14 protein-coding genes are annotated in these 13,709 nt (G+C 36.0%); 8 read left to right on the top strand and 6 right to left on the bottom strand.

Annotation, left to right across the window (positions count from 1 at the left end; all coding sequences use genetic code 11):
• The 3 genes from J2772_RS13870 (at position 1) to J2772_RS13860 (ending at position 2,092) form a co-directional block, all read left to right on the top strand.
• Positions 1-432, top strand: a complete 432-nt coding sequence (locus tag J2772_RS13870) for a BT0820 family HAD-type phosphatase (RefSeq protein ID WP_209917639.1) — start codon at positions 1-3, stop codon at positions 430-432.
• Positions 433-515: 83 nt separating this feature from the next.
• Entirely contained in the window at positions 516-1,325 is an 810-nt protein-coding gene (gene map, locus J2772_RS13865) for a type I methionyl aminopeptidase (RefSeq protein ID WP_045496192.1), read from the top strand.
• Entirely contained in the window at positions 1,325-2,092 is a 768-nt protein-coding gene (locus J2772_RS13860) for a class I SAM-dependent methyltransferase (RefSeq protein WP_209917637.1), read from the top strand. Before map ends, J2772_RS13860 begins: the two co-directional genes overlap by 1 nt.
• Before the next feature lie 66 nt (positions 2,093-2,158).
• Here the strand turns inward: J2772_RS13860 and J2772_RS13855 are convergent, their stop codons facing one another.
• Together J2772_RS13855 and J2772_RS13850 are read right to left on the bottom strand one after the other, a co-directional pair.
• Complete coding sequence (locus J2772_RS13855; protein WP_126650457.1) at positions 2,159-2,491, bottom strand: DMT family transporter; 333 nt, start codon at positions 2,489-2,491, stop codon at positions 2,159-2,161.
• 359 nt (positions 2,492-2,850) lie between these two features.
• Positions 2,851-3,414 (bottom strand): Crp/Fnr family transcriptional regulator, encoded by a 564-nt coding sequence (locus tag J2772_RS13850; RefSeq protein WP_209917635.1) that lies wholly within the window; start codon positions 3,412-3,414, stop codon positions 2,851-2,853.
• A gap of 422 nt (positions 3,415-3,836) precedes the next feature.
• On the opposite strand from J2772_RS13850, the gene era reads away from it, so the two are divergent.
• The 3 genes from era (at position 3,837) to J2772_RS13835 (ending at position 7,760) form a co-directional block, all read left to right on the top strand.
• Positions 3,837-4,712: a GTPase Era gene (era, locus tag J2772_RS13845; RefSeq protein WP_209917633.1), complete on the top strand. Its 876-nt coding sequence runs from the start codon at positions 3,837-3,839 to the stop codon at positions 4,710-4,712.
• Positions 4,713-4,779: 67 nt separating this feature from the next.
• Complete coding sequence (locus tag J2772_RS13840; RefSeq protein ID WP_068943072.1) at positions 4,780-5,208, top strand: DoxX family protein; 429 nt, start codon at positions 4,780-4,782, stop codon at positions 5,206-5,208.
• A 149-nt stretch (positions 5,209-5,357) separates the two neighbouring features.
• Entirely contained in the window at positions 5,358-7,760 is a 2,403-nt protein-coding gene (locus tag J2772_RS13835; RefSeq protein WP_209917631.1) for an alpha/beta hydrolase family protein, read from the top strand.
• Positions 7,761-7,913: 153 nt separating this feature from the next.
• Here J2772_RS13835 and J2772_RS13830 read toward each other — a convergent pair whose 3' ends face one another.
• Positions 7,914-8,603: an HAD family hydrolase gene (locus tag J2772_RS13830; RefSeq protein ID WP_209917629.1), complete on the bottom strand. Its 690-nt coding sequence runs from the start codon at positions 8,601-8,603 to the stop codon at positions 7,914-7,916.
• A 75-nt stretch (positions 8,604-8,678) separates the two neighbouring features.
• Here J2772_RS13830 and J2772_RS13825 point away from each other — a divergent pair, with 75 nt between their 5' ends.
• Both J2772_RS13825 and J2772_RS13820 read left to right on the top strand, forming a co-directional pair.
• Positions 8,679-9,239 carry a Crp/Fnr family transcriptional regulator gene (locus tag J2772_RS13825; protein ID WP_209917619.1) on the top strand — a complete coding sequence of 187 codons (561 nt, stop codon included), beginning with the start codon at positions 8,679-8,681 and terminating at the stop codon, positions 9,237-9,239.
• Between the two features lie 401 nt (positions 9,240-9,640).
• On the top strand, positions 9,641-10,144 hold the full coding sequence (locus J2772_RS13820) for a GNAT family N-acetyltransferase (protein ID WP_209917617.1): 504 nt from the start codon (positions 9,641-9,643) through the stop codon (positions 10,142-10,144).
• Positions 10,145-10,314: 170 nt separating this feature from the next.
• On the opposite strand, the gene J2772_RS13815 is transcribed toward J2772_RS13820, so the two are convergent.
• The 3 genes from J2772_RS13815 to J2772_RS13805 all read right to left on the bottom strand — a co-directional run bounded on the left by J2772_RS13815 (position 10,315) and on the right by J2772_RS13805 (position 13,677).
• The gene (locus J2772_RS13815; protein ID WP_209917615.1) at positions 10,315-11,676 is read right to left on the bottom strand and encodes an MATE family efflux transporter; all 1,362 of its coding nucleotides are present in this window, start codon (positions 11,674-11,676) and stop codon (positions 10,315-10,317) included.
• Positions 11,677-11,777: 101 nt separating this feature from the next.
• Positions 11,778-12,962, bottom strand: coding sequence for a sigma-54-dependent transcriptional regulator (locus J2772_RS13810; RefSeq protein ID WP_089734031.1), 1,185 nt, complete (start codon positions 12,960-12,962; stop codon positions 11,778-11,780).
• Between the two features lie 55 nt (positions 12,963-13,017).
• Entirely contained in the window at positions 13,018-13,677 is a 660-nt protein-coding gene (locus J2772_RS13805) for a YggS family pyridoxal phosphate-dependent enzyme (protein ID WP_209917613.1), read from the bottom strand.
• Between the last annotated feature and the right edge of the window lie 32 nt (positions 13,678-13,709).

The following is a 13,709-nucleotide window of genomic DNA, read 5'->3' as shown; positions in this document are numbered from 1 at the left end:
ATGTTAAATAATAAAAAGATTGCTGTTGACTTTGACGGGACTATTGTTGATGATGCTTATCCGGGAATCGGAAAGGCAAAGATCTTCGCTTTCGAGACCTTGAAAAGATTACAGGCAGAAGGGTTTAGGCTTATTCTTTGGACATACAGACACGGAAAAACGTTAGATGAAGCAGTAGAATTCTGCAAAAAGAACGGAGTGGAATTTTATGCAGTGAACTCAAGTTTCGAAGGAGAAGTTTTTGATTCTGCAAATCAATCCAGAAAGTTAGATGCAGACTGGTTCATTGATGACAGAAATATTGGTGGATTCCCTGGATGGGGTGAAATCTACAATATTATTCAGGAAAGAATAGAGTTCCGTGTAGAAGGAAAAGAAGTTTTGGCCTATTCAAAACTTAAAAAAGAAAAGAAAAAAGGACTTTTCTGGTAAAATAAAAATATAACAATCTAGAAGTGTACTCATCTGTAAATTGCTGCTACACTGATATATTAATACATTGGTAAATTAATACAATGATTCAATTAAAAACAATAGACGAACTGCGTCTGATGAAGGAGAGCGCCCGATTGGTTTCTAAAACATTGGGAATGTTGGCAAAAGAAATTAAGCCGGGAATTACGACTTTATATTTAGATAAATTAGCACACGATTTTATTAAAGATCACGGTGCTGAACCTGCGTTCTTAGGATATGGAGGTTTCCCTAACTCTCTGTGTATTTCTCCAAATGAGCAGGTAGTTCACGGTTTCCCAAATAATGAAGTGGTAAAAGAAGGAGATGTTCTTTCTGTAGACTGTGGCGTTATTTTGAACGGATTCGTAGGAGATCACGCTTATACCTTTGAAATTGGTGAAGTAAAGCCGGAAGTTAAAAAATTATTGAAAGTTGCTAAAGAATCCCTTTATAAAGGAATTGAGCAATGTATCAGAGGAAAAAGAATCGGAGATATCTCTCATGCTATCCAGGCACATTGTGAAAAAGAAGGATACGGAGTGGTAAGAGAGCTTGTAGGGCATGGTTTGGGAAGACAGATGCACGAAGATCCACAAGTTCCTAACTATGGAAAACAGGGAAGCGGAAAAGTAATCAAAGACGGTTTGGCTATTGCTATTGAGCCGATGATTAACCTTGGAACTGAAAAAGTAAAATTCCATAACGATGGCTGGACGGTAACTACTTTAGATAATCTGCCATCTGCGCACTTTGAGCATGATGTAGCAGTAATCAATGGTAAGCCGGTATTGCTTTCCACATTCGATTATGTGTATGAAGCTTTAGGGATTGTAAGTGACGAAGAAAAGCCTTTCCAACTGGATTTTTAATGAAGAAGATAACTAAGCTTTTACTGAATAAAATTCCACGTCCAATGCTTATTAAGATGAGCATCTGGGCAAGACCGCTTATTTATCAGTTTTTCAAAGGAGATCAGTTTTATGATCCTATTGATGGAAGATCATACCGGAAGTTTCTGCCTTACGGCTATGGAAAACAAAGGGAAAATGCTCTTTCACCGGGAACTTTAAGTCTGGAAAGACACCGCCAGATGTGGCTGTATCTTCAGAATGAAACCGATTTTTTTATTAAAAATTATAAAGTACTGCATATTGCTCCTGAACAGGAATTTTTAAGGAAATTCAAGAGAATGAGCAACCTGAATTATATTTCTGCAGATCTATATTCTCCCATTGTGGATGTAAAGGCCGATATTCTTGATTTACCTTTTGAGAATGACAGCTTTGATATCGTTTTCTGTAACCATGTGTTGGAGCACATTGAAGACGATGCAAAAGCAATGAGTGAACTGTACAGGGTAATGAAACCCGGCGGATGGGGGATTCTTCAGGTTCCGATGAAAAATTCGCTGGAAAAAACCTATGAAGACTTTACCATCAAAGATCCGAAAGAACGCCAGAAACATTTTGGCCAGTACGATCATGTTCGCTGGTACGGAATGGATTATTTCGATCGTTTAAGAAAAGTAGGTTTTGAAGTAGAGCCTAATTTCTATTCGCAGAAATTTTCTGAAGAAGAAATAAAGAAATACGGGTTAAGAAGCAATGAAATCTTACCTATAGTTTATAAAAAATAAAAAAACCGTCTTCAAAATCTGAAGACGGTTTTCATTTTAAAGTATTGATAGATGTTTATGCGCCTGTTAGTGTGATGAAGACACAGCTTTTAATCCTACAACAGAACCAATAAGAGTTACAATAAAGAAAACTCTCCAAAAGCTTACAGGATCTTTAAAAAAGATAATTCCCATTAAGGCAGTTCCTACAGCTCCAATTCCTGTCCATACTGCATATGCCGTTCCAATAGGTAACGTCTGAGTGGCTTTGATAAGAAGAAGCATACTGATCGTCATGGTTACGAGGAAACCTGCATACCATAAATACATCTCAGTTCCTGATGTTTCTTTTGCCTTTCCTAAACATGATGCGAAGGCAACCTCAAATAATCCAGCGATAACTAATATGATCCAATTCATTTTTAAATTTTTCTACTGCAAATTTCAGCATTTGAAAGGAGAAAAAATTTTACAATTGTTAAAAAATGATATTTTAGTAAGGAAGCTGGAGGCAGGAAGAGGGAAGTAGCGGTAGTCCGAACCGGATTTTCTGTTATTTTTATCAATGAATATGAGGCTGTTATCTATTTACTTTTCTTTCAATAAATAATCATTAATATGATATACACTGTAATGTCAATAGAAGCGGACTTTAGTCCACTTTCAATATAAATCTTTAGCCAAAACTTAAAAAATCTCTTATATATGTTGATGTTTAATCGTAGGTAGAATAGTACTTACATCCTCCATCTTCCAGCTTCACTCCATAAAACAGCAACTTACTTAATCTCCGCCCGGATTCTGCTTAAACTCACCTGAGTAATTCCAAGGTAGGAGGCAATATGACCAAGCTGAACCCTTTTAAGCAGGTTAGGCTGATACTGGATAATATCTTTGTAACGTTCCAGAGAAGTTTTAAATTGTCTTGAAATAATCAGCTCTTCCGATTTTATCATCTCTGCTTCCGCCAATTTTCTTCCCCAGTTGGCAATATGAATATCCTCATTAAAGAGTTTTCTTAAACTCTCAGTCTCCAGTATGTACAGATCGCAGTCTTCAAGTAATTCTATACTTTCATAACCGGGTTTGTTTTCCACATAACTTTTCATAGAAAGCACACACTGTCCTTCACTTCCGAACCAAAATGTAATATCATTATCCGAAGTAGAAGAATAAGCACGAGCAATTCCTTTACGGATAAAATAAACAAAAGGAATAACCTTGTCTGCTTCCATCAGACAATGTCCCTTAGGATGTGAAACTTCAGTGATATATGCTTTTAAGCTATTTTTGGATGTTTCCGGAAGGATATAAATCTGGTCAAGAATCTGGTCTATATTCATAAAAGATGAATTCTAATATTCAAAAATATCAGTTTTAGGCAATGCAACACAAAATTATTTTGTGGTTTTTTGTGATAAAGGAATACAAAGAGCTGCCTATCGATGTCTAACTCCATTAAAGAAGGATCATATTAAATTTTGATATTTTCTTGCAAACCCATGAAAACCTATGATTTTCAAAACTTAAGTGTTCTTTCTTGCAGTGTCATTTTAAACTTTCTAAAGTGAACTTAAGTGTTAAAAGCTTTTGCGACTTTGTGGTTAAAATAGATAAGTTTAAAAGACGAGTGCTAGAATCTCTTCAAAAATCTTTTGAAATGTACTCCAAAGACAAATAACTCGCTTTTTTTCTTTTAAATATTGAGATTAACCGTAAAGACCAATTTTGTTTTAGTAACTTTGCAGTTCGTAATATTATTTTTATGCACAAAGCTGGATTTGTAAATATAGTTGGAAAGCCCAATGCCGGAAAATCAACACTTCTTAACCAATTAATGGGTGAGAAGCTGGCGATTGTAACGCAGAAAGCCCAGACAACCCGTCACAGAATTTTTGGTATTTATAATGAAGAGGATCTTCAGATCGTATTTTCCGATACTCCGGGAGTATTGGATCCTAAATACGGATTGCAGGAAAAGATGATGGATTTTGTAAAGGATTCCCTTCAGGATGCCGATGTCTTCCTATTTATTGTTGATGTAACAGACAAAGCTGAGCCTTCAGAGTTCTTAATTGATAAACTAAATAAAATCCCTGTTCCTGTACTTTTATTATTAAACAAAGTAGATCAGACTGATCAGGCAGGTCTTGAAACATTGGTAGAAACTTGGCATAATAGAATCCCAAAAGCGGAAATCCTTCCAATTTCTGCTCTGAATGCTTTCAATACAGAAATTATTTTACCTAAAATAAAGTCTTTATTACCTGAAAGCCCGCCTTATTACGATAAGGATCAGTTGACGGATAAACCTGAAAGATTCTTCGTGAATGAGGCTATTCGTGAAAAAATCCTTTTGAACTATGATAAGGAAATTCCATATTCTGTGGAAGTGGTGACTGAGCAATTCAAGGAAAAAGAAGGAATTATCTTTATTGATTCTATTATTTATGTAGAAAGAGATACCCAAAAAGGAATTATTATCGGGCATAAAGGAGAAGCTATCAAAAAGGTAGGTACAGAAGCAAGATTAGACCTTGAGAAGTTCTTTTCCAAGAAAATTCACTTAAATTTATTTGTGAAAGTGAAAAAAGACTGGAGAAAGAATGACAGAGACCTTAAAAATTTTGGTTACAGATAGACTAAAAATGCTGTAAAGCCCGTTGTATTAAAAGATTTTTATTACCTTAGTCTAAATTTTTTAGTAAATGAACTATAATAATTCAAATTCGAGCTCTATACCAAAAGATATTATTTTATTAGCAGTGAGAGTATTTGTTGGTTTCGCAATGCTTTCTCATGGATACCCAAAACTCCAAATGTTATTGGCAGGTGGTAAAATTGAATTTTTTGATTTTTTGGGAATGGGGCCACAGATTACCCTGATTCTTACGGTGCTTGCTGAATTTGTTTGTTCAATCCTACTCATACTAGGACTTTTTACAAGGGTTTCCTTAGGTTTTCTGATCTTTACAATGGTTATTGCAGGATTTGTAGTTCATGGGGCTGATCCTTTTGAAAAAAGAGAAATGAGCCTTATTTATCTTTCAGTATATCTTCTTCTGATGATTATTGGAGCCGGAAAGGTTTCCGTAGATCATTTGATTGAGAGAAGAAAACGAGCTTCAGACTGGTAAAATGTATACAATATATAATAAAAAGAGCATCTTCAGATGCTCTTTTTTGTTGGAGTTATTTTTGAAAATGTCTTTATTATTGGGGTTTAAGGTGATATTTTATACTTATTTCTCTCAAAAATCACTACATTCGTAGAAAATGAATCTATATGAAGATAAAACTGACAATTTGCCTTCTGGCATTTCTCAATTTTTATGATGCACAGGAAAATATTACTTATCAAAAGCCTTCTGCTGAAATCCTGAAACTGGCAGATTATGAAAGACCACCATCTGTCTTGATGAATAACAAAAAAGATTGGGTGGTTTTTACTTACCGTTCAACGTATAAAACATTGGATGATCTTAACCAGCAGGAAATGAAACTGGGTGGTTTAAGAATTAATCCGGTTACGAATATTGCAAGTACCACTACGTATTTCAACAATCTTAAAATAAGAAAGTTCAGTGATAAAAATGAAGTTCAGGTGAAAAACCTGCCTGCGGGAGCTAAAATTGCCTACGTTCAGTTTTCACCGGACGAAAAGAAACTAACTTTTACCAATACAACCAATAAAGGAGTAGAGCTGTGGATAGTGGACATGGAAACCGCTACAGCCAAAAAAATTACCGGAGACATCCTGAATGCCAATTTAGGAACTCCATATCTTTGGTATAATGATTCCCAAAGCTTGTTAATCAGAACACTGCCTCAAAACAGACCTGCCTTGATTGATTCAGGGAAAGATCTTCCAACAGGGCCAATTGTTTCTACAGCAGATGGAAAAGTTTCCCAGAACAGGACCTATCAGGATCTTTTAAAGAATCCACAAGATGAGAAAAACTTTGAAACATTGGTTACTTCTGAAGTTTTCAACGTAGATCTGAACGGAAACCTTAAAAAGGTAATGAACCAGGATATGTATACAGGATTAAGTTTTTCTCCTGATGGAAATTACCTGTTGTCTTCAGTCATTAAAAAGCCATTCTCTTATATTGTTCCTTTGAGTAGGTTCCCTATGGCTACAACCGTATATGATACGAAAGGAAATACGGTAAAGGTTGTGAATGAAATTCCATTGAATGAAATTATGCCTAAAGGTTTTTCATCTGTAAGAACCGGGAAGAGAGAGATGTCATGGAGAAGTGATGCTCCGGCAACGTTGGTCTTTACAGAGGCTCTTGATGGAGGAGACCAGTATAAAACGGCAGAATACAGAGACGAAATCTTTATGTGGGAAGCTCCGTTTGCCACAGCTCCAAAGTCGTTCTTCAGGATCAAGCAGAGATTTAATGATGTAGACTGGACGAATGACCATTATGCCTTAGTATCTGAAGAATGGTATGATACCAGAAATACCAAAACTTTCCTGGTTGATCTTAACAATGGGGAATCAAAAGTTATTGATGACAGAAACTCTCAGGATGTTTACAGTGACCCGGGAAATTTCAATAAAGTGAAAAACCAATATGGCAGATCTGTTGTCGACTTGAAAGGCGGAAAAGCCTACCTTATGGGTGATGGATTTACAAAAGACGGCCAACATCCGTTTGTTGATGAAATGGACATCAAATCTCTGAAGAAAAAGAGGCTATATACGTCCAATCTTAAAGGAGCTAAGGAAAGCATTGTTGATATTTTAAACCCTTCAAAAGGAGAGATCTTAACAACGCAGGAATCATCAAGCCAGTATCCGAACTTCTACAAGAAGAATATGAAGTCTGGTAAGGCTGAAGCCGTAACTCATTTTGCAAATCCTTTTGAAAGCATCAAAGATGTTCATAAAGAAGTCATTACTTATAAGCGAAATGATGGAGTTACATTGAGTGGGATCCTATACTTACCTGCAAATTATGACAGAAAAGCTAAAAAAGAGAAACTGCCATTATTAATTTGGGCTTATCCAAGAGAATATAAAGACAAAAATACAGCAGGGCAGAGTACGCAGAATGATAATGATTTTACGTTCCCGTCTTACGGATCCTTCGTGTACTGGACAACTAAAGGATATGCCGTTTTAGATCACGCAGCGTTTCCAATCATTGGAGAAGGAAAAACAGAACCGAATGATACCTTCATTACTCAATTGGTTGCTAATGCTGATGCTGCTATTAATGCTGTAGATCAGTTAGGGTATATTGATAAAAAGAAAGTAGCTGTTGGTGGTCACTCTTATGGAGCATTCATGACGGCTAACTTATTGACACATTCCAACCTTTTTGCTTGTGGTATCGCAAGAAGTGGCGCTTATAACAGAACATTGACACCATTTGGTTTCCAGAGCGAGCAAAGAAATTATTGGGATGTTCCGGAGATCTACAATACAATGTCTCCGTTTATGAATGCAGATAAAATGAAAACCCCATTGCTTCTGATCCACGGTGATGCAGATAACAACCCGGGGACTTTCACTTTGCAGACAGAAAGATATTTCCAGGCATTGAAAAACCTTGGGGCACCGGTAAGAATGGTTCTTCTTCCAAAAGAATCTCACGGATACCAGGCTAAAGAGAATATTTTCCACGTTTTATGGGAGCAGGATCAGTTCCTTGAAAAGTGTCTGAAAAAATAATATGAAAAGGCTGTTTCAGAAATGAAACAGCCTTTTTCCTTTTATGGATGATAAGAAAAGCTAAGTGGGATAATTTATTGTACAAGAATAAGGAAATCTAACTTTAGGTGAAGCTTCACTTACTATTTTTAAGAGCTGAATCAATCTTAATGGTTAAAGAAATTGTAAGATCTCATTAATAGCTTTCAATTCCATAAAATGTTCATGTTCCAGGTTAATATCATGCTGTTCATGGCTCCATGTAATATGATAAGGAATATGAGCCGCTGATCCACCAATTTCCAATACAGGTAAAATGTCCGATTTAATGGAATTTCCAAGCATCAGGAAATTTTCCGGCTGGCAGTCAAGATGCTTTAGCAGTTTTTTATAATCATATTCCTTTTTATCACTCATGATTTCGATATGGTGGAAATAATCCTGTAACCCTGATTTTTTCAGTTTACGTTCCTGATCCAGCAAATCTCCTTTTGTGGCCACTACAAGCCTGTATTTTCCCTTTAAACTTTCCAGAGTCTCCGTTACTCCATCTAAAAGTTCAATGGGTTTTTGAAGGAGTTCCTGGCCTAGTTCAATCGCTTTATTAACCAATTGTAAAGAGGCTGTATTATTTGAAACGCTTCCAATAGTCTCAATCATACAAAGCATAAATCCTTTTACTCCATATCCATATAAATGAAGATTCTTCATTTCTGTTCTAAAAAGCTCCTGAGATACAGAATGGTGAGGAAGATAGTCTTCAAGCAGTGCACAGAATTCCTTTTCTGCTTCCTGAAAGTAAGGTTCGTTAATCCAAAGGGTGTCATCCGCATCAAAGGCTATGGTGGTAATGTGATTATTCATTTTAGTTTTGTAAATTTCTGCTTCAAATTTCTATATAAAAAATAAACCAGCAAAGGACAATTGTCCCGAAGACTTATGTTACGAACGAATCAGTCTTTTTTAAGCCATATTGAAGAGCTTTATCAGCAACAAAAAGGAGGAAATATTGTCTTGCAGTCATTCTCAAAAGGGCAGAAGTTATTAACTCAGGATCAATCCGTTTCTAAAGTCATGCTGATTAAAGATGGAATTACAAAATGTTACTTTGAAGAAGAAAATGGAAAAGAATATATTGTTGAATTTCTGGGAGGTGGTGAAATCCTAGGTGAAGTGGAACTGATTAAAAATATCCCTTGCTTGTGTGGTATTGAAGCATTAACAGAAGTTTTGGTCTACACTATAAGTCTACCATATTTTAATAAGTTAATTCAAAAAGATCTTATCTTAAATAACTTATTACTGAACTCCTTTGCAGAAAGGATTATCAATACCTCAAGCAGAGCATCATATCAGCAGCTTTATACGGTGGAACATACACTTACACAGTTGCTTAAAATGCAGTCGAAACAGAATATCCAGATATCTAAAGAAGACATGGCTGCATACCTCGGAATTACTGTAAGAAGCTTAAATAGAATTCTGAAGGATCTAAAATAAACGTTGTTGGATAACGCAAGGGCGCAAAGGTTTTAAACCAACTTTATGTATGTTTTTAAGGCGCAAGAGAATCGAAGATTCTCAGTAAGGAAAATACGTTTTCAAACGGTATTTATTTAAAAAACATGGATGTTTATATTAATTATATTATTCGTGCATTAGTGGCTATAATATCCGCAGCATTCAATTTTATCAAAGATAAAATTTTTGCGCCTTAAAAAATTTCCAATATCAAATTTTATTGCGCCTTTGCGTATTTCAAAAAAATATTTTATAAGATGTGTTTTTTTTGAGGGATGTTTATGAATTTTTATTTTAAAATTGAATTTTCGGTCAAAATTGATAGGGGTATTTTTTGAAATTTATTATTTTTGTGCCGTAAATATTGAATATAATAACCCATGGGAAATATACAATTCAGAAATGCTGAATTAGCCGATTTAAATAAAATTGTAGCCATTTACAACTCAACCATCGCTTCAAGAATGGTGACGGCAGATGTAGAAGAAGTTTCTGTAGAAAGCAAAGTACAATGGTTCAAGGAGCATAATCCTGAAACCAGACCGCTTTGGATGGTAGAAGATGTTGAAGGACAGATTGTAGGATGGGCAAGTTTCAGTTCATTCCATGAAAGGCCTGCTTACCGTGGAACGGTGGAAGTGAGTATTTATCTCGATGAAAGCTGCAGGGGAAAAGGGTATGGCAAAACGATTCTTCAGTATTGCACTGACAACGCTGGAAAATTTGGAGTGACTAACTTGGTTGCCCTTATTTTCCTTCATAATGAGCCTAGTTTAAAGCTGTTCAGACACTTTGGATTTGAAGATTGGGGAACACTTCCTGATGTAGCTGTCTTGGAAGGTATTGAACGAAGTCTGAAGATTTTAGGGAAAAGAATCAAATAAAATATAAAAGGTTATCTCATTTTAGGATAACCTTTTTCTTTGGTGTTATTTAAAGGTCTCTCGCTGATTTAGCAGATTACGAAGATGCCTATTGTATTAAAAATCTGCGTAATCCCAATAATCTGCGAGAAAAATAAAAGGCTGCTTCAATAGAAACAGCCTTTTAAGTATTATATAGTCTGCTTAATTCGCTTTGCAGACATATTCAGGAATCGTTTTACGAGGAATACGGCTGAAACAGTTAATCCTAGTCCTAGAGCGATCCACATTCCGAAAGCTCCCATTTCCAATGTTACACAGAAGAAATATCCTAATGGAATGGTAATGACCCAATAGGCAATGAAAGTATAAATAGATGGGATTTTTACATCCTGTAATCCTCTCAACATACCCAGGGCTGTTACCTGAATACCATCAGAAAGCTGGAATAGAGCGGCGATAATCATCAGTTTTGAAGCTAATGTAATGACTTCAACTTCTTCTTTTTTAGTAAAGAAGGTAGGCAATATATTTTTGCCTAAAATAAAAAACAATCCACAGATACACATAAAGATAAAAGCAATCTTTAAGTTATTGATGCCGACTTTTCTTAATTCTACAAAGTTCTGTTCACCCAGTTTTCTTCCGATCATTACTGTAGAAGCAACACTGAATCCAACGCAAAGATTGAAGGTAAATGAAGCCATACTCAGGGCGATCTGGTGAGAAGCAATATCATGAGCTGAAATTAATCCGCAGATGAATGCTGCTCCTGCAAAAGCAGTCACCTCAAAGAACATCTGTAAAGCTGTTGGTAATCCTAATCTTACCATTTTATCAAACATTACCTTTGAGAAGTTTTGGATTTTTAATGAAAAATCCTTGATGTAACGTCTTGTTCTTTTTTCCTTCAACAATACAAAATAAAGGAAAACCACCATGAAAATTCTGGAAATTAAGGTTGCTAAAGCAGAACCTTGTACTCCCATTGGAGGAATTCCCCAAAGCCCTTTGATGAACACGTAGTTTAGGGCAATATTGATAATGTTAGCAATAATGGTAGCCTTGGTAACCCCAATGGTATAGGATAAGCCTTCTGAAACTTCACGAAGCGTCTGGAAGGCCATGATGGGTATCATACTAACCACCATAATACTTAAAAAACCTATTGTATCAGGAATGATCTTCGCTGGCTGCCCGGAATGATAGAGTAGAGGCATTACTGCAAATAACACCAGCATCAGGATAATTCCCACAGCCATATTAATGATAAAACCATGACTGAACACAGAATTAATAGTAGCATGATCCTCCTTTGAGTGTGCTTCTGAAACCAATGGCGGTATGGCAAATGAAAAACCAAGAGCCAATACGAATATGGAGAAGAACACGGCATTCCCTAATGAAACAGAGGCTAATGCATCTGCCCCTAAGAGTTTCCCGACAATAATATTGTCAAATAAATTCACTGAAACTTGCCCTACCTGGGTGAGCATCACAGGCAGAGCCAAAGTCAGGCATTCTTTTGTGTAGTTTTTGTTTAAAAAATTCATAATATTTTAAGATTCATATAGTTTATCGTTCATAATAGTCCAAAAAAAAAATTTGCAGTAGTTGTACTGCAAATTTTTATAATATTGTAATAATAGTTGTATTATTTCCTTACAAAACTTGCAACGTCACTTTCAGAAACAGTATTTCCACCAAGAATAATTAATCTTTCCACAACATTTCTTAACTCCCTGATATTTCCAGTCCATGAAAGTGCTTTTAAAGCATCAATAGCTTTATCATCAAACTTTTTCATAGCAGTACCATGCTCATCAGCAATCATACCGGAGAAATGTTCAACCAATAACTTGATATCATCTTTTCTGTCATCCAATGGCGGAACGTAGATTTCAATTACAGAAAGCCTGTGGTAAAGGTCTTCTCTGAATTTCCCTTCCTCAATCTCTTTCTGCATATTTTTGTTGGTTGCTGCAATTACTCTTACATCAACTTTTATTTCTTTGTCGCTTCCTACAGGAGATACTTTGCTTTCCTGAAGGGCTCTCAATACCTTAGCCTGAGCAATAAGGCTCATGTCTCCAATTTCATCAAGGAAGATTGTACCTCCGTTAGCTTGTTCGAATTTTCCCTGCTTATCTTTAATCGCACCGGTAAAAGAACCCTTTACGTGTCCGAAAAGTTCAGATTCAATAAGTTCAGATGGGATAGCAGCACAGTTTACTTCTATCATAGGTCCTCTTGCGCGCTCACTTTGGTTGTGAATAGCATGAGCTACCAATTCTTTTCCGGCGCCGTTTGGTCCTGTGATTAGAACTCTGGCATCAGAAACAGCTACCTTTTCGATCATATCCTGAATCTTCTGCAGGGCAGGAGAGGTTCCGATCATCTGGTATTTTTTATTTACCTTTCTCTTTAACGTTTTATTTTCAGTCTGAAGATTTTTGTTTTCTTTCTTCAGGGTTTCTTTAACCAAAGCATTTTTTACGCTGGTAATAAGCCTGTTGATGTCAATTGGCTTGGAGATAAAGTCGTATGCACCCTCTTTTAAGCATGAAACGGCAGAATCAATGTCTGCGTGACCTGAAATCATGATAAAAGTAGTTTCAGGTTTTAATAACAGACTTTGCTTCAAAAGCTCGGTTCCTGAAAGTTTAGGCATTTTAATATCAGAGATCACCAAAGCGAAATCTTCTTTTTCTACCTGTTTGTAACCTTCAAGGCCGTCTTCGGCGATAACAAATTCATAATCTGTGAGTTCGTCAGAAAGAATACTGTGAAGTACTCCTGAGATTGCTTTTTCGTCTTCTACTATAAGGATTTTTTGCATAGTCGCAAATTTAGATTTTTTGTTTCAATTATTAGCAAAAACTATACCTAAAATTCTATTGGAAATAGTCTCTTCTTCCGAAAATTGCAGATCCAACCCTCACAGAGTTAGCACCACATTCAATCGCAACAGGGAAATCGTCACTCATTCCCATCGATAAGGTTTTTAAAGATTTTAGTTGATTTAATTCATCAAAAAGCATCTTTAAAGTTAAAAATTCTTTTCTGATCTGTGGCTCATTATCTGTAAAAGTTGCCATTCCCATTAAGCCGGTAATTTCAATATGAGGGAAATTACCATCAATATATTGTTTGAAAATAGCTTTCGCTTCTGATATTTCAAGTCCGAATTTACTTTCTTCTGCGGCGATTTTCACCTGAAGCAACACTTTAATAGATCTGTTGTTTTTACCAGCTTCTTTGTTGATTTCAGCCAATAGTTTTTCTGAATCTACACTTTGGATCGTATCTATGAATGGAGCGATATACTTTACTTTATTGGTCTGAAGGTGTCCAATCAGATGCCATTGAATATCCTGAGGCAGGAGAGGGGCCTTTTCCATCAGTTCCTGAACCTTATTTTCTCCAAAGACTCTTTGTCCAAGATCATAAACCTCCTGAATAGCAGAAACCGGATGCGTTTTTGAAACGGCAACCAGTTGTGCACCGGAAGTAAGTTGATCCTGTATCGCTTTATAATTTTCTTTAATACTCATAAATGCAAATTTCCGAAATTTAGGCTAAGGTT

It is taken from the genome of Chryseobacterium jejuense (assembly GCF_017877355.1).
Taxonomy (GTDB): domain Bacteria; phylum Bacteroidota; class Bacteroidia; order Flavobacteriales; family Weeksellaceae; genus Chryseobacterium; species Chryseobacterium jejuense_A.
Note: the sequence above shows the minus strand (reverse complement) of the source record. Positions and strands in the feature narration are given on the sequence as shown.